Origin of the sequence: Gemmatimonas sp. (assembly GCF_041689975.1) — a bacterium.
In the GTDB taxonomy this organism is placed as follows: domain Bacteria; phylum Gemmatimonadota; class Gemmatimonadetes; order Gemmatimonadales; family Gemmatimonadaceae; genus Gemmatimonas.
Genome location: NZ_JBDNFF010000180.1, coordinates 1 through 15,909, shown reverse-complemented (window position 1 = coordinate 15,909; position 15,909 = coordinate 1). Strand labels below are relative to the sequence as shown.

Annotated in this window: 15 protein-coding genes and 1 pseudogene; 1 reads left to right on the top strand and 15 read right to left on the bottom strand. The window is 62.8% G+C overall.

Features of this window, described 5'->3' with window-relative positions; translation table 11 throughout:
* The 15 genes and pseudogenes from ACESNG_RS11655 to ACESNG_RS11585 form a co-directional block, all read right to left on the bottom strand.
* Positions 1–680: enoyl-CoA hydratase-related protein (locus tag ACESNG_RS11655; protein ID WP_373069074.1), on the bottom strand; the 680-nt coding region annotated here is incomplete at its 3' end.
* The gene (locus ACESNG_RS11650) at positions 677–1,858 is read right to left on the bottom strand and encodes an MFS transporter (RefSeq protein WP_373069072.1); all 1,182 of its coding nucleotides are present in this window, start codon (positions 1,856–1,858) and stop codon (positions 677–679) included. The genes ACESNG_RS11650 and ACESNG_RS11655, both read right to left, overlap by 4 nt.
* Positions 1,855–2,904 (bottom strand): isocitrate/isopropylmalate family dehydrogenase, encoded by a 1,050-nt coding sequence (locus ACESNG_RS11645; protein ID WP_373069070.1) that lies wholly within the window; start codon positions 2,902–2,904, stop codon positions 1,855–1,857. The genes ACESNG_RS11650 and ACESNG_RS11645 overlap by 4 nt, the downstream gene beginning before the upstream one ends.
* Positions 2,901–3,431, bottom strand: coding sequence for a DUF6282 family protein (locus ACESNG_RS11640; protein WP_373069078.1), 531 nt, complete (start codon positions 3,429–3,431; stop codon positions 2,901–2,903). The genes ACESNG_RS11645 and ACESNG_RS11640 overlap by 4 nt, the downstream gene beginning before the upstream one ends.
* A pseudogene (locus ACESNG_RS11635) lies at positions 3,331–3,719 on the bottom strand (DUF6282 family protein). The gene ACESNG_RS11640 and the pseudogene ACESNG_RS11635 overlap by 101 nt, the downstream one beginning before the upstream one ends.
* Entirely contained in the window at positions 3,716–5,212 is a 1,497-nt protein-coding gene (locus ACESNG_RS11630) for an AMP-binding protein (RefSeq protein ID WP_373069068.1), read from the bottom strand. Before ACESNG_RS11630 ends, ACESNG_RS11635 begins: the two are co-directional and overlap by 4 nt.
* On the bottom strand, positions 5,209–6,354 hold the full coding sequence (locus ACESNG_RS11625; protein WP_373069066.1) for an acyl-CoA dehydrogenase family protein: 1,146 nt from the start codon (positions 6,352–6,354) through the stop codon (positions 5,209–5,211). Before ACESNG_RS11625 ends, ACESNG_RS11630 begins: the two co-directional genes overlap by 4 nt.
* Positions 6,351–7,787, bottom strand: a complete 1,437-nt coding sequence (locus tag ACESNG_RS11620) for a gamma-glutamyltransferase (RefSeq protein ID WP_373069064.1) — start codon at positions 7,785–7,787, stop codon at positions 6,351–6,353. The genes ACESNG_RS11625 and ACESNG_RS11620 overlap by 4 nt, the downstream gene beginning before the upstream one ends.
* Positions 7,784–8,191, bottom strand: coding sequence for a heme-binding protein (locus ACESNG_RS11615; RefSeq protein ID WP_373069062.1), 408 nt, complete (start codon positions 8,189–8,191; stop codon positions 7,784–7,786). The genes ACESNG_RS11620 and ACESNG_RS11615 overlap by 4 nt, the downstream gene beginning before the upstream one ends.
* Before the next feature lie 46 nt (positions 8,192–8,237).
* A complete protein-coding gene (locus tag ACESNG_RS11610; protein WP_373069060.1) occupies positions 8,238–9,698 on the bottom strand; it encodes an aldehyde dehydrogenase in 1,461 nt (486 codons plus the stop codon).
* Positions 9,695–10,786: an ABC transporter ATP-binding protein gene (locus ACESNG_RS11605; protein WP_373069058.1), complete on the bottom strand. Its 1,092-nt coding sequence runs from the start codon at positions 10,784–10,786 to the stop codon at positions 9,695–9,697. Before ACESNG_RS11605 ends, ACESNG_RS11610 begins: the two co-directional genes overlap by 4 nt.
* A complete protein-coding gene (locus tag ACESNG_RS11600) occupies positions 10,783–11,754 on the bottom strand; it encodes an ABC transporter ATP-binding protein (protein ID WP_373069056.1) in 972 nt (323 codons plus the stop codon). Before ACESNG_RS11600 ends, ACESNG_RS11605 begins: the two co-directional genes overlap by 4 nt.
* Complete coding sequence (locus tag ACESNG_RS11595; protein ID WP_373069054.1) at positions 11,751–12,698, bottom strand: ABC transporter permease; 948 nt, start codon at positions 12,696–12,698, stop codon at positions 11,751–11,753. Before ACESNG_RS11595 ends, ACESNG_RS11600 begins: the two co-directional genes overlap by 4 nt.
* Positions 12,699–13,622, bottom strand: a complete 924-nt coding sequence (locus ACESNG_RS11590) for an ABC transporter permease (RefSeq protein WP_373069052.1) — start codon at positions 13,620–13,622, stop codon at positions 12,699–12,701.
* Between the two features lie 77 nt (positions 13,623–13,699).
* Entirely contained in the window at positions 13,700–15,280 is a 1,581-nt protein-coding gene (locus tag ACESNG_RS11585; protein ID WP_373069050.1) for an ABC transporter substrate-binding protein, read from the bottom strand.
* Positions 15,281–15,444: 164 nt separating this feature from the next.
* On the opposite strand from ACESNG_RS11585, the gene ACESNG_RS11580 reads away from it, so the two are divergent.
* Positions 15,445–15,909, top strand: a 465-nt coding sequence (locus ACESNG_RS11580; protein ID WP_373069076.1) for a GntR family transcriptional regulator, incomplete at its 3' end; no start/stop codon positions are given.

Genomic DNA, 15,909 nt, shown 5'->3' with positions numbered 1-15,909 from the left:
GTGTCTGCTGCTCGCCTCAGCAGCGTCTTCGTGTATCGCATGGCAACAGGCGGCTTCGACGCGATGGTGGTGGCGAGTTCGATCGCTGCGGGCACCAAGCTGTCGGGTTCATGGACGGACAGGATGAGGCCGAGTTGTGCGGCCTCCTGGGCATCGACGATGCGACCGGTGAACGCGAGCTCAGCTGCGCGTTGAGGTCCGACCGCGCGTGGCAGCAGCCAGGATCCACCGTCACCCGGAATGAGACCGAGATTGACGAAGGTTTCGCCGAACTTTGCTGTGCTCGATGCGAGTCGAAGGTCGCATGCGAGCGCCAGGTCGAAGCCTGCGCCGATCGCGGGACCGTTGACTGCCGCTATGGACGGTATGGGCATGGAGAACACGGCCTTGATCAGCGTTTGAATTCCGCTGCGGTATCGACTGGCGATGGCGTCGGTGGGACCGCCGAACATTCCTGCTCGCTCATGCATCTGGCGGATGTTGCCGCCAGCGGAGAATGCCGATCCGCGACCGGTGAGTACAACGGCGTGGACGTCTCGGTCTGATCCGAGGAGTTCGCAGGCTTCGACGAGTTCGTGAACGAGCGGCTCGTCGGAGATGACATTGCGTGTCTCTGGGCGTTCGAGCGTCAGCACTGCGACGTGATCGACTCGATCGATGGACAGGTCTTGGAAGTTCATTGGGCCTCCGTAATTGGGGTCGATACATCCCTGGCAAGAGCTAGTTGGCGTGCGCCGGCGCTTTGTCCGATCCACAAACCGACGGCGAGCGGAACAATGAGGGCGATGAGCATCACCGGGCCGGTGTCGAGATAGAGAAGAGCAAGGCTGACGAGGCCGGCGCTGACAGCCGACGCAAGCATGAGCGTTGATCGGTAGACGCCTACGCCCCAGCTGGCGCGTGCTGGTAGGGCGATCACCACCATTGCGTTGGAGACAGGAAACAACATGGCGGTGACGCAGACGAGTGGAGCGATGGCAAGGAGCCCGAGTTGTCGCGGTAGCAGCATCTGGATTGCCCCGAAGCCGACGATGGCAGCGAGCAGGACCTGGGCTGTGCGTGGGCCTCCGATGCGGTCGAAGAGCCAGCCTGAAAGCACTTTGCCACCGACCGAGGCGAGTCGTCCTGCGCCGATGAGGCCTGCAGCGAGCGTGAGTTCGGCGCCTCGATCGACGAAGTGTTGTGGGGTAAGTCCGATCACGACGTAGTGCGTGACGCCTGCGGCGACGCCGGTTACTAGGGCGAGCAGGTATGGTGGGTCGGCCCAGTAGGAAATGGCATCGCGGATGAACGTCGTGGTTCGGGGACCGTCGGCCTCTGCGAGTTCGGGCGTAGCCGCGGCGAGACCAGCAGCCATTGCGGCGGTCACGAAGAACACGGTCCGCCACAGATCTGCGCCAGCGTTGCTCGAGAACGCGGCGGCCGCGAGGCCCAATGAGTACGCGAGCCCGTAGGTGGCAATGGCTCGCCCGCGGGTCTTTACGTACATTCGGCCAACGACGGCAAGTCCGGGCCCGAAGAACAGTCCGCCGCCGAGGTCCGCCACTGCTTGGCCGATGGTGAGCATGCCCATGTTCTGTGAGGCGCCACTGAGGGCACAGCCAACGGCCAACGCAGCCGCGGCGATCTGTATGGCGCGCCGATCACTGTGCCGGGTGCCGAGCCAGCCGCCGAGCAAGTTGCCGACACCGATTGAGAGCGTGAGCACAGCGATGATCGCGGCTTGGTCGGAGACGGCGAGACCGAGGTCGTCGCGCACGAGCGGGAACAGCGGCGAGATGAACGTCTCAGAGGCAGCCGCGACAAGATAGACGGAAAAGAGGAACGCGAAGTGCAGTTTCTGGACGCCTCGAGTCACTCCGATAACCCCAGGAAGAGTTGATTGACGTGTCCGGAGAATTCGTCGGTCGATTCGGGGATCTCTGTGTCGGTGACGAGATCGTAGGTCTTGTGGCCAGCGTCAAGTGCCTGTGTCAGTGCCTCGCGAACGATTGATGCCCATTTGCTGGTCTCGGGGAACCACTCGAGGAGCGCAGCAAGTGCGAGGTACCCGCCCGACGGGTTGGCAACGTTTGCGCCGGCTCGCCGTGGCGCCGAACCGTGGACGGGTTCGAAGAGACCGACGCAGCGTCCCGCCGCCGGCTCTCCCGGCCGGATTGACGCTGAGGAGCACAGCGCGATCGAACCTGCACGTGCTGACGCGAGGTCGCTCAGGATGTCACCGAACAGTCCTTCAGTGAGAAGGGTGGCGTTGGGCATCTCGCCGGCTGCGAGTTCAAAGGCCATCCGATCGACGTAGACGTGTCGAACATCGATGCCGGCGCTGGCGGCGGCTTCGGTTACGACCCGTCGCCACAGTCGGCTGGTGGCGAGCAGGTTTGCCTTGTCGACGGAGATGAGCTGACTGCCGGGGGTGCGCTTGACATAGGGCATGGCGATCTCAGCGAGTTCAGCGATGCGTTCGGGGTGGAGACGGAACGTGTCGCTTGCCGGGCCTGTGCCGTCGCTCTCTTCTCTCAGCGAGGAGGCTGCGTACGCGCCGCCCAGCAGGTTGCGCACCACTGTCAGCGGTGGGCGTGCTCCGCGCCAGACTTGGCGGATGCTGACTCGGAAGTCAAAGTGCTCGCGTAATCCCAGCAGAGCAAGTTCCGGGCGAAAGGCTGCGGTGGAGACGCCAGGGTGCTCACCGACGGCGCCCAACAGGATGGCGTCGGCAGCTTCACATGCTTGCAGGGTCGTTGCCGGAAGGCCCTCGCCGGTGAGGGCGTACGAGGAGGCACCAACGGGCCAGGGGCCGGTGAGTTCCAGTTCGCCTCGCGCGGCGAGCCAACGCAGCAGTTCACTCGGCCCGGCGAGCACCTCGGGGCCGATGCCGTCACCGGGGAGCAATGCTACGTTGATCATGGCAGCAGTAGTCCTTTGCCGTTCGTGGTGGTGATGTGGTCCAGGGCGGATTCTCCAATTGAGTGTGCGCTTTGCTCGAGCCAGGTGGTGATCCCGGGGATGACCTCGGGGTAGAGCTGATGACCGAGGTCTGAACCAAATACCAGAAGACTTTCCGGATAGAGCCGAGCCAGCCGAGTAGTCGGGGACTCCTTGCCTTGGTCGCCAAGGTGATCGGCCAAGACGCCGACTTCGAGATACACGTCGAGGTCGACAAGTTGTTCGACGTGTTCGTCGCGCCACCCAAGGAACGACATCAACGGGTGGTTCACGAGCAGGCGGGTTACTCCCCTGGAGCGCGCAAGTTCGAACACGGCGACCGCCTCGTCCATCGTTACGTGCCCAGAAGCAAGGATCATGTCGTGGCGGGCGACGACGTCCAACACATCAATCCACTCTTCCAGTACCGACCCTTGCGATGTCACCGGCACCGCTCGGAACGTGACACCTTCGTGTGCCTTGAGTTCGGTACTCGAGGCCGCCGCAATGTGTGCCGCCCGACGAGATGGTCGGCAGCCACGCGACTCGTGCGCCAAGACGGGCGGCCACTTCGACTGCGTCGGGGTTGGCGCCACCGACGGGTGAGTTGAGAACGACGGCCCCGAGGCTCTGTCTCCGAGAAGTGATGCACGCTCCGCACTGGAACCTTCGTGAGCCTTCAACACAAAGATCTCGACGCCGACGTCAGCCATCAGTTGCGCCAAGTCGTGATCGGAGTGGTGGCGTGGCGCCAGACTCGGTGCGGAATGGATGTGGAAGTCGATGATTCCAGTCACTTGAGTGCCACTCTCGCGATTTCTACTGCGTCGACAAGTTGACGCCGCCGAATCTTGCCGACCCCGTCGTCACGCGGTATCGACTCGACATGGACGATGATGCGCGGCCTCATGAATGCCGGGAGCGCCTGCGCGGCAGCATCGATCGCGGCAGCGTCGAGTTCATCGGTTTCCACATAGAGCGCGACATCATCGTCAACGAGTTCCGACGGCAACCGCCAGATCGCAACGTCTCGAACACCAGGGAGCGACTTCGCGAAGTGTTCTTCGACGTAACCGATCGGCACGAATTCGCCCTTCACCCGAATCGACTCCGCCATGCGTTCGATGAAGACGAGATTTCCGTACTCGTCCACACGACCCAGGTCGCCGGTTGCGAACCATCCGTCGTCATCGAACGGTCGGATCATCTCTCCGCGCCGCTGATACCCCTCAAACAACACACCCGGTCTCGAGGAACGGATCTCGATCTGACCGTCCTGATCGACACGCCACTCAACCTCGTGTCGGCTGCGTCCTCCGTAACGGGACATCCCCTCATTCAGCTCCGGCCGCTCGCCGGCTCTCCACACCCACACGTGGCACAGCCCACCTGCCTCTGTCGAGCCGTACGCAGACACTCCCAACGGAATCTCAAAGTCTGTGAGGAAGTCAGCGTCAGCGAAGAACACGGAGCGGACCTTGTGACCGGCTGCGTCCGAGCGGCCACCGGTTCGCTTCAGGATCTCCACGGGCGGTGCGTGGAGAATGAGGCAGGTCACATCATGTGTTCGCACATCGGGCCAGAACTGAGACGCTGAGAATCGCGATGCGCTCAACACTCCCGAGCCTGCCGTCAGCGCACCCATGACTCCGTAGCCGAGTGGGTTGATGTGAAACAGAGGCAGCGGTGCGAACACGACATCGTTGGAGCACAGCATCATGGTGTCGGCAATGAACCGACCGAGTCGCAGGAAGTACTCGTGTGTCTGCGCGCAGAACTTCGGGGTGCCGGTGGTCCCCGAGGTATGCATGTACCCGGCGATGTCAAGTGGGTGCCGGCGCAGACCTGGTAACTCGACGCCAACTGCAGACGGCAACGGCTGGACCACTCCGTTGATGGTCAGCCCTGCTGTTTCGATATTCGTGGCGTCGATCTCCATAAGTCCGACAACCAACTGCGCCGACGGGTGCGAACCGATCCAGACGACTACATCGGGCTCAAGCTCGGCGAGCATCTCGGCGAGCAGGTTGTCGGGGTACGTCGGGTTGATGAGCGCGGTCTCGATCCCGGCCAGTTGGAGTGCCATCCAGGACTGCAAGTAGGCGTTGGAATTGACTCCGATGACCGCCGCTCGGGCGCCCGGGCGGAGGCCGGTCTCGACGAGCAGTTGGCTGGCTCGTTCGGCAACATCGAATACCTCACCGAATGTTGACGGGTCGCCGACTAGGCCGAACGCCTTGTCGGCCGAGGTTGAACGGCGATGGAGAAGAAGTGACGCAATGTTGTTCACCCGAGCCCTCCGAGATCGCTGGAGCCGAGAACTCGGCGAGCGACGTAGTTGCGCAGTACTTCGAGTGATCCCCCCGCGATTCGCAGCACCTTGACGTCATGGAGCAGTTGGCCGTAGTCGGTGTCGGTGTAGAGACCGTGGCTGCCGACGAACGCGAACACTTCGTTGACGGATCGTTCGGCTGCTTCGATTGCGAGCTTCTTGGCCAGTGTGGTGGCCAGAGCAGGATCCTCACCACGGTCGGCGACCTGGGCAGCACGATTTCGAACGAGCGAGGCCGCGTAGAGGTCGGAGTAGCAGTCCGCAAGCGTCCACTGGATGCCCTGGAAGTTACTGACGACGCTCTCTCCAACCTGACGCTCAGATGCGTAACGGATTCCGTGAGACAGCGCCTGCCGACCAAAGCCGATGAGCTCCGAGGCGTTACCGAGCCGGCTGACGTTGAAGGTACTGAAGAACGTGTCCATCCCTCGGCCAGCGGCGCCGAGGATCGCACCGCCAGGCACGCGCACATCGTCGAACTCGACGTCGGCGGTAGGGATCAGGCGGAGTCCGATCGGATCGGTCTGCGCTGTGTTCACTCCAGGGAGATCAGTGTCGACAAGGAACGCCGTCAGTCCTTCGGGTGCCATGCCGTAGAAGAGCGTGACGTGAGACTGGTGGCCCAGATTCACGTGGGTCTTGCATCCGTTCAGAATCCAGTCGTCGCCATCGCGGCGCGCAGTGGACGTCATCAATTTCAGCGAGGAACCGACACCGGGCTCGGAGATGGACTCCGAGAAGATGAGTTCGCCTCGAGCCATCGGGCCGAGGTACCGGTCGACCTGTTCGTCGGTGCCCCAGTCCATGAGCCAACGCTGACCTTGTGTCGAGATCTGCGGAGAGACCAGACCGAGTCGACCCACCTCCTCTTCGATGACGCAGTATTCGGCGATGCCACCGCCCAGTCCACCGAGATCCTTCGACGCAAATGGGCCGACCCAGCCGCGCCTACCCATCTCTCGAAAAATTTCGCTCGGGAAGCGACACTCGCGAGTGCATCGACGAAGTTCGTCACGATGCTCTTGCGCGAACGCGGTGACGTCGGCAGTGAACCGTTCCAGCCAGCCGTCGAGCTTGATTTCGAGACCGTCATACATCATGTGCCTCCTTGGCTGAGAGCGCTTCCCCCGGAGCGGGGATCCGCTCCGAAGTGCCGTTGACCGTCAGGTTCGAAGGTGACTCCTTGGAGTCCTCCGCCGACCGTGTCGACCCGTTGCACCGCGAATGACGCGACCGAGGTCTGATTCGCCCACTCGACGTCAGGCTCGGCGAACAGGTACCACTCCTTGCCGATGCCTCCAGGCACACCGAATCGGTCGCCCTCGGGGCAGACGAACCACCTCGGTCCTGTGACGATGTCGTCGATGGTTGCGCCGTGACGAAACCGCTGGCCCGCTTGGGCGAGCCATTGGACCTGTCTGTCGCCGCCCGGGGTCGCGATCAGTAGTGATCGATCCCCGGCGCGGAACCAGGCGGCGCTCAGGGTGTGAACGAGTACACCGCCGGGGAAAGGGTTCGAGGCTGGGAGGTCTGGTCGAGTCGACAGGTTGGCTCCGACCCGGTTGCCTAGCGCGATCCCGGTGTCGCCGGCTACCCAGCCGCTGCCGTACTGGACGCCTGCGAGACTGTGCACGACGACGGCTGCGCTGGTGTCGTCGGCGGCGATGCTGGCTGCCGTGCCTTCCAGGCCGACGATGCACTTCTCGATCAGTCGGTCCCGTGTGAGGGGTGCGACTGCGTTGACGAATTCCACGCTCGTCGGCGGGGCCGACGCAGGCGAGGCCGCCAGGATTTCCGCGGTGAGGCACGACTGACTGGGAGGGGGCGGTACCGCAATCGTCAGTCCGTCGATCTCGGTCATCATGGCTTCGGCAATCTGCGCGTCCATCGAGTGAAGATCGGCTGGCTTGAGGTATGCGCCGTCCGCCTGCGCAGCCGCAATGATCGCGACAGCCAGCGCACCGTCGTAGAATTCGTCTGCGCCGCGCTCGGCAAGCAGAGACAAGGTTCTTCCGAGTCGCTCGCACGAGACGTTCGTCCCGGTTGTCGGGGTCGCTTCCTGGTCGATGACCGCGTGGAGGGCGTCAGCCTTTCCGCGTTCGACGACGGAGCGGTAGCTCCGCTCCATCGATTCGGTGACCAGATGCCCGTGGGAGTGCTTGAGTGCGTCGTCGAAGAGTCTTCTCCAAGGGAGTCGGCCTGCCGCGTTCCACGCCGCCTCGACACCGCGCAGTGCTCCGGGCACAACCGCCGCAGTGGGACCGCGCGGTGTGACCGGACCGTCGACCGGGAACCGAGTAGGTGTCCTCGACCAACCGCCGTACACCATCGCCCGACCGTCGACGACGTGCATGACGAACAGCTCACCGCCGGGACCGCACATCGGGCTGTTCACCACCCACTGCGTGATTGCCATAGTCAGGGCGGCGTCGACTGCTGATCCTCCGTCGTCGAGCACCCGAAGTCCTGCGTCCGCTGCGAGGGGGTGTCCCGACGCGACGCCACCTCTGCGGCCCGTGGCGGTTCGAGTCATCCCTGGGCGAAGGCGGCTGCGCCTGCTTCAGCGGCCACGTGGTCTTGTTCGGGCACACCGCCGCTGGCGCCGACGGCACCGACAACCTCGCCGTCGCGAATCAAAGGGAATGCACCTTTGCCGACGACGTAGTCGCCGAGCGCGATGACACTCTGCGCGAAGAAGGGGCGCTCGGACCAGGCTTGCTCGCGGTCGGCGGTCGGCTTTCCGAATGCCGCTGACGTTCGGGCCTTACGCCATGCGATCTCGGACACGATCCACGGTGCGGTGTCGTCACGCTCAAATGCGACGAGTTGTCCGGCGTAGTCGACGACAGCGATGGCCATGCCGACGCCTTGTTCGGCGGCGGAGTCGAGGCCGACACGCACGATCCGACGGGCTTCCTCGAGTGTGATCTTGGACATGGGAATGTTCCTCTCAGTAGTGGTGGATGAATTCGTGACTCGGTGATCAGACGGGGCTGCGCCTCAGATACACGGCTTTACGGCGGGTGAAGAACTCCATGGAGACGTCGCCACCTTCGCCCGCCCCTGCTCCGGACTGTCCCCATCCTCGGAGCGGCACGTGGAACGGTGTCCCGGTGAGCGAGGCGTTGATCTTGACGGTGCCTGCGTGGACGCCATGCCAGAACTGCTTGGCGACGTCGAGTTCGTTCGTCACGATGCCGGCTGTGAGGCCGTACGCCGGTCGGTTGGCCAATGCAATGGCGTCGTCGATCGTCGAGACGGTTTCGAACGTGATGACGGGTCCGAAGATCTCTTCTTCGATCGCAGCGTTGGCTGTCGGACGTACGAGGACGGTGGGCCCGACCCGGCCGTCACCCCATTCGGGGCGAAGGATCTCAGATGCGTTCGACTGTTCGATGGCTTCGAGCACCTGGGACGCCTCGGTGGTCGATGAGAGGATGCCGAATTCGTCGCCTTCGACGTTGTTTGCGCTCCCGTCCACCCGGTGGCGGAGTCGCTCGAGGAGTTGGTCGGCGATGTCTTCGTGCACGAGCAGTCGTCCGCACGATGTGCAGATCTGACCGTTGTTGCGGAAGGAGGATTGCCAGATCACTTGGACGGCGAAGTCCAAGTCGGCGTCACGCCAGATCACTAGGGCGTTCTTTCCACCGAGTTCGGCCTGGAATGGGACCTCGACGGGAAGAGCTCGACGGATTGCAGCTGCGGTCGGGTAGGACCCCGTGAGGCTGACTGCTGCGAGTGCCGGGTTCTGGAACAGCGCTTCTTGAATTGCTGAGCTCTTGGCGATGATGACGTTGAGGACGTCGTCGGGCAGACCTGCGTCGGACAGTGTTTGGGCAATCGCGAGCCCACACAGCGCGCCGTTCGTAGCGGGCTTGTACAGGGCCGTGTTCCCGGTCGCGAGCGCTGCTGCGATCTTTCGGACGGGAATGGTGAACGGAAAGTTCCACGGGGTGATCAGCGCAACGACACCGAGCGGTTCTGCGACCGTGAAGACATCCTCACCGGTGTCGGTGGTGAATGTCTGGCCGGAAGGCCGGTACGCCATTTGTGCGAAGTACTCGAAAATCGCTGCGCCCTTCTGCACCTCGGAGAGAGCCTCGGACATGGGCTTGCCCATCTCGGCGGCGATGATAGGTGCGATCTCTGCCGATCGTTGGCGAAACAGCGTGGCAGCTTGCTGGAAGATCGCTGCTCGGTCGGCTGCGGTCTGTGCCGCCCATGCAGGCTGCGCCGACGACGCGCGCTCGAACGCGAACTCGACGTCGGTCGGCGCTGCGCTCGCGACGGTACCGAGCGAGGAAGCGTCGAGCCGGGAGGTGAGTTCGAGCGAGGCTCCACTGCCAGCGCGAGCCGAGCCGCCGATGAAAAGCCCGTACGTTGCGGCTCCCTCGGTGGGATTGATGGCGACGGCGTCGATGATGGTGGTGGTGGTGGTGGTCATGGCGTTGGCTCCGATGTGACTGGTTTGATCGTGACGAGGGTCTTGGGGTCCGCCTCGACCCAGCAGGCGACGCGGTGTCCAGGCGACACTTCGACGAGGGGCGGCTGCTCGCTCGAACACCGCGGGATCGCCAGTGGGCATCGCGTGTGGAACCGGCAGCCGGGAGGCGGGTTCATTGGACTGGGCGGATCGCCCCGCAGCACGATACGCCCGGGTCGGTCAACGGTCGGATCGGGAATGGGAGCTGCGCTCAGCAGTGCTTTCGTGTACGGGTGGCGCGGGGTGCTGTAGAGGCTCGATTTGTCTGCGAACTCGACGATGCGCCCCAGGTACATAACGGCGACTCGGTCGGCGATCTGGCGGACCACCGCAAGGTTGTGAGCGATGAACAGGTACGAGAGCCCGAGTTCGCTCTGCAGTTCCTGCAGCAATCCAATGACCTGTGCCTGGATCGACACGTCGAGCGCTGAGACTGGTTCGTCAGCCACCACGAATTGCGGGCGCAGCGCAATCGCTCGAGCGATCACGATGCGCTGCCGCTGTCCTCCGGAGAATGCATGGGGGTATCGGTCGGCGGCCGCGAGTGGAAGCCGGACCATGTCGAGCAGCGTGTCGACCTCTCGACGCAGGTCGGGGCCCTTCCTGACTCCGTGCAGCATGAGCGGTTCAGCGATGATGTCGCGCACCGTGTGCCGTGGGTTCAGCGACGCGTACGGATCCTGGAAGATGAGCTGAATATTGCGGTGAAGGTCGCGCCATTGCCGCTTGGAGTGATTCGAGATGTCCACGCCCTCGAAGGTGATCCGTCCCGTAGCCAGCGGAACCCGTCCCAACAGCGCTCGCCCAGTGGTGGTCTTTCCACATCCGGACTCGCCGACCAAGCCAACAGTTTCGCCCTCGCTGATGTCAAGATCGATGTGGTCGACCGCGCTGACCTTCTGCGCGGGCTTCAATCCCCGCCTGCGGGTGACGTACTCGACGGTGAGGTCCTCTGCCGTGACGAGCGGTTGAGCACCGCGGTCCAATTGATTGCTGCGATCGGCTCGGGTGATACTTCCCGCGAGGCGTGCTGCCTTCTCAGTGGTCATGACATCGACTCCTGACGTCGCCAACACGCGCTCCATCGCCGTGGGGCGAGTTCGATCAACGGCGGTACGACGGAGCGGCACTTGTCGTCGGCTTCGGGACAGCGGGGATTGAAAGGGCACCCCGGCACAGCATCTGCGTGCGCCGGCGGGTCGCCATCGATCGAGCGGAGCGCTTGTTGTTCGATGTCCACCCGCGGCGATGAAGCGATGAGACCCGAACTGTAGGGGTGTAGCGGCGATCCGAACAGGTCGCCCACCGGTCCCCGTTCCACGACTCGGCCTGCATACATCACCTGCACTCGGTCGCAGAACTCGGCAACGACTCCGAGGTCGTGAGTGATCATCATGACGGCGACGCCGAGCTCGTTCGACAGCTCAGTCAGCAACTCCAAGATCTGCGCCTGAATGGTCACATCCAGCGCCGTCGTCGGCTCGTCGGCGATCAGCAGCATGGGTTCGGCGGCGAGGGCGATCGCGATCATGACTCGCTGTCGCATCCCGCCTGAGAACTCGTAGGGGTAGTTGCGAAGCCGCTCCAAGGGAAATGGGATTCCAACCAATTCGAGGAGTTCAGCTGCTCGCTTGTTCGCCTGCGTCTTACCCATACCGAGACGCTTGATCAGCACCTCGGTGATCTGGCCTCCGATCGTCATGAGTGGGTTGAGAGAGGTCATCGGGTCCTGGAAGATCATCGAGATCTCCTTGCCCCGCACTTCGCGCGCCACTTTCGGGTCGAGCATGTCCCGCCCGCACCACCGAATCGACCCTCCGACGATGCGCCCTGGCGGTTGGACCAGACCCAGCGCGGCGAGCGCTGTGAGGCTCTTGCCGGACCCGGACTCGCCGACGACGCCAAGCCGTTCCCTCTTGGCGACGTTCATTGTCACCTCACGGACGCCATAGGTCGGTTCGTTCGAACCAGGAAAGGCAATCGCGAGTTTGCTGATCTCCAGCAGTCGCTCAGTCATGCCGGGTCCTTTTCTGGTTGCCAATTCTTCCACCCGCGTTGCCGGTCCCGCTGCTTAGGATCGGTGTAGATCCGCAGCCAACTGGACAGCAAGTTCGCGCTGAGGACCGTGATCGAGATCACGATGCCGGGTATGACGACAATCCACCAGGCACTTGTCAGATAGTCCTGGCCCTGGGCGATGATCAGGCCCCACGATGCGTCCGGCGGTTGAACGCCGTAGCCCAGAAAGGAGAGCGCGGCCTCAGCCAGAATGATGCGAGCGAACTCCAACACGCCAAGAGTGAGCAACGGCGATGTGAGATTCGGCAAGATGTGTCGCCACATCGTCCGAAACGGTCCCGCACCGGAGATCTCCGCTGCCTCGATGTACTCGCTCTTCCTCAGCGACAGCACGAAACTTCGGGTAACTCGCGCGTAAATCATCCATCCGTTGATGGAGAGCACAATGATGACGAGACGCATGCTGGGGCCGAGTGCGTAGAGAATGACCAGCGCGAGCAGAATTCCCGGGAATGCCAGCTGCATATCGGCGACACGCATGATCACCGAATCGGTGAACTTGCCTCGGTAACCGGCGAGCAGCCCCATCGCGATACCGAAGATGCCGGCGATCAGAACGACGAACAGTCCCACAGCTATGGACACTCGGGCTCCTTGGAGCAACCGGGAAAGCAGATCGCGACCGAGTTGATCGGTGCCCAGGATGTGCTCCGTACTGCCGCCGAAGAACAGTGGCGGCGTAAGTCTGGCGGACAGATCCTGTTTTGTCGGGTCGTACGGGCTGATCAGCGGAGCCAGAATCGCGCTCAGGACGATGAGACCGAGCACGATCGCTCCGAACAGCCCTGTTCCTGATCGCAGCAGGGCTCGGCCGAATGCCGACAATTGGCGTGGCTCACCGACGTCAAGCGTTGGCACGATCGGCAGTGCGGCGTCGCTCATTTAGCTCAACTCGATTCGTGGATCGATTCGTGTGTAGAGAACGTCCGTCGCGAGATTGACGATCACGACCATCGATGCGACCACGATGACGACGGCCTGCAGGAGCATGAGGTCTTGCTGCTCGAGTGCCTGCACCGTGAGGAGGCCCACGCCCGGCCAGGCGAACACGGTCTCCACGACGACGGTGTAGCCAGCAAGCATCCGGGCGTACTCGAACGAACCCTGTGTCAAGACCGGAACGAGGGAGTTGCGAAACGCGTGGTGTCGGACTCGATCGAGGGCCGTGATGCCCTTTGCCTCCGCTGTCAGGATGTATGGACGGCCGAGTTCGTCGATCATGGTTGACCGCATCATTTGAGCGATCTTTCCCGCGGTCGGGAGTGCAAGCGCAAGTGCCGGCAGCACAATGGAGAGCCGCTCGTCGGCGCCTGAAGTGGGAAACCAACCCAGTCGGACACCGAACAGGAGCATCAGCATGAAGCCGAGCCAGAACTGCGGTGCGCTCAGACCGAGCAGCGAGACGGTCGTGGTCGTTCGGTCGAGTGTCGAGCCGGGCTTGAGCGCAGCGATCGTGCCCATTGGGATCGCAAGGAGGAGTGCGATAACGATCGCGACGGTGTTCAAGGCGAGGCTGGCAGGCAACCGATCCAACACGATCGACAAGGCGCTCTTGCCTGGTTGCCAGAAGGACTCACCGAGGTCGAGTCGAACGAGGTTGGTGAGGTACTCCCAATATTGCGCGATGAGGGATCGGTCGAGTCCGAGGTAGCTGCGTACTGCGTCACGCTGTTCAGGTGATGCGTCCACGGGCAGGAAGCTGAGTTCCGGGTTGGCGACGACGCGAGTGATGAAAAACACCGCGGTCGCCACGAGATAGATGACCAGTAGACCCACCAACAAGCGCTTGGTCAAGAAATACAACATCGAGTTCCGTTACTCCTTTCCGGGTAACGGAGGGGTGCCCGACACGGCGCTGGGTCGGGCACCCCTCCGCTGCGGGATCAGCCGAGTGACATCTCCGGGATATACAGCGAGCCGTCCGAACGGGGCTCCCAGTTCAACTCCTCGACTGCGCCGTAGATGTCCTGCAGGTTCACGGTGAAGATGAACACCGGGTCGTCGAGACAACCGAAGGAGAGCGCCTCGTGGAAGCTCGCCTCACGACTCGCAGGATCGGGATCAGCCCGTGCGGCATCGAGGGCGGCGTCGACATCGTCGTTGACGAAGCTCGAGAGACCACCAGTGCTGAGGTAGTAGCTCTCGATCTTGGAGGCATCGAAGAGTTCGTTCGAGGCCGACACGAATCCGACATCGGGCTGCACATCGCCGACGGTCTTCACGAACTCCTCGATGTAGGACGAGAACGGGCGAATGTCCGGCTCGATGTTGAATCCGACGTCGGTGAGATACGCGATGACGACCTCGTGCATCTCTGTGTCCTTCAACCACCGACCAGTCGCTCCGAGCAGGCTGACAGGTTCACCGTCGTAGCCGGCTTCTTCGAGCAGAGCGCGCGCCCGGTCAGGGTCGTAGGGATACGCTTCGAGGTCAGGGTTGTACCCGAAGTGCGCGGGTGTTAGTGGCTGACACGTCGCGACCGTGGCGAAACCACTGAACAGGTCGTCTGCGATCGCGTCTTTGTCAACGGCGTAGTTCATCGCCTGGCGCACGCGGGGGTCCTGGAGGATCCCTTCGTAGTTCTTCAGCCGGTAGACCGGGAACTCGATGCCTTCTCTGCTGAGCGTCTTGGGTGAGTCAGACGCCTGTTCCGGTGGGATGAGCGTGGCAAGCTGGATTTCACCTGTCTGCAATCCCGCAACACGAGTCCCTGATTGAGGGATGAAGCGGATCCTCGCATCCGTGACCGCCGGCGCCTCGCCCCAGTAGTCGGGGTTGGCCGTCAGGACGACCTCTTCGCCGCGTTTCCACTCGACCATTGTGTAAGGACCGGTGCCGACTGGATTCTCCGTGAAGGCTGCTTCTGCAGAAGCAACGGGAGGCACCATCTTGAGCCGATACATCCGCGCAGGGAAAACGGGATCGAGGTCAGACGTCAACACACGGAGTGTTGTTGCGTCGACAGCCTCCGCACCGGTGATGCCTCCGTAGAAGTCGACCTGTGCTGAACTGTACTCCGGGTCCATGACGCGATTGATGGAGTACGCAGCCGCTTCCGCGTCGAACGGCTCGCCGTTCGTGAAGGAAATCCCTTCACGAAGGGTGAACTCCCAGGTTGTGTCATCTACCTGCGTGGGCAGGTCCGTGGCCAACAGTGGTTCAAGCTCGTTGGTCTCGCTGTTGCGTCGAAGCAGGGTCTCGTAGATGTTGTCGGTGACTGCTCGCTCGTTACCGTCCTCCGTTGCCTGCGGATCGAGCGTCGATGGTTCATCGGCAATGGCGATAACGATTGATGTCGCACCGGCCGTATCTGAACTGGCGTCCGTTTCCGTGTCGCCGCCGGTGGTGACGACACTTCCCTCGTCGACGGCCTGCGTCTCCTCGCTAGCGGTGTCGCCGCCGCCGTCGCTGCCACAACTGGCAGCGACGAGTGCAACCGACACCAGCAACGAGATCGTTGCCATCCTGCGCTTCGGTACTCTCATTGTTGATTCCCTCTCGTGTTAAGTAGTTGTGGTTGGCCAAGTGCTGGGACCGTGGTGTGCAATTTCATGTCGGGTGGTTCGAGGGGATCTCGTCGCAACGGTGCGGCCCGACTTCCACCTTTGCGATCGGTCGCCTTCCGGGGATGGCAATCGGTAGGGTCCAAGCTGAGCCGGGTCACCCCGGACGGGTTCCAGCTTGGGAAGACGGAGGTGCGGCGGCGATGTCGACAGTGGAGACGAGTGCTCCTACTCGGATTCTTCGCCACCGACCCCTGCGTGAAGTGGTCGCTGAGCGGATCCGGGAAATGATCATCACCGGCGAACTTGCCCAGGGCGAGCGTCTGATCGAAGACCGCCTCGCCGAGCAACTCGGCGTATCTCGCAACCCGGTGCGAGAAGCCATCCGGTCGCTCGAAGCGACGGGCCTGGTCGAGGTCCTGCCTCGTCGGGGCGCCTACGTCGCCGATTTGGACCTCGAGGACATCAAACTCATCCAGGAGATTCGACGGGTCCTCGATTGTTGGATTGTTGTCGCCGCGGCGGAACGCCACGACACCAACGACCTTGCCCGGATCGACGCTTGCATCGCCGGCGGCCGCGATGCAGCT

What these genes read in the sequence shown, in the direction of transcription:
- ACESNG_RS11645 (WP_373069070.1), bottom strand. Translation starts at nt 2,904, where the DNA reads ATGATCAACGTAGCATTGCTCCCCGGTGACGGCATCGGCCCCGAGGTG.
- ACESNG_RS11625 (WP_373069066.1), bottom strand. Translation starts at nt 6,354, where the DNA reads ATGATGTATGACGGTCTCGAAATCAAGCTCGACGGCTGGCTGGAACGG.
- ACESNG_RS11620 (WP_373069064.1), bottom strand. Translation starts at nt 7,787, where the DNA reads ATGACTCGAACCGCCACGGGCCGCAGAGGTGGCGTCGCGTCGGGACAC.
- ACESNG_RS11615 (WP_373069062.1), bottom strand. Translation starts at nt 8,191, where the DNA reads ATGTCCAAGATCACACTCGAGGAAGCCCGTCGGATCGTGCGTGTCGGC.
- ACESNG_RS11610 (WP_373069060.1), bottom strand. Translation starts at nt 9,698, where the DNA reads ATGACCACCACCACCACCACCATCATCGACGCCGTCGCCATCAATCCC.
- ACESNG_RS11605 (WP_373069058.1), bottom strand. Translation starts at nt 10,786, where the DNA reads ATGACCACTGAGAAGGCAGCACGCCTCGCGGGAAGTATCACCCGAGCC.
- ACESNG_RS11600 (WP_373069056.1), bottom strand. Translation starts at nt 11,754, where the DNA reads ATGACTGAGCGACTGCTGGAGATCAGCAAACTCGCGATTGCCTTTCCT.
- ACESNG_RS11595 (WP_373069054.1), bottom strand. Translation starts at nt 12,698, where the DNA reads ATGAGCGACGCCGCACTGCCGATCGTGCCAACGCTTGACGTCGGTGAG.
- ACESNG_RS11590 (WP_373069052.1), bottom strand. Translation starts at nt 13,622, where the DNA reads ATGTTGTATTTCTTGACCAAGCGCTTGTTGGTGGGTCTACTGGTCATC.
- ACESNG_RS11585 (WP_373069050.1), bottom strand. Translation starts at nt 15,280, where the DNA reads ATGGCAACGATCTCGTTGCTGGTGTCGGTTGCACTCGTCGCTGCCAGT.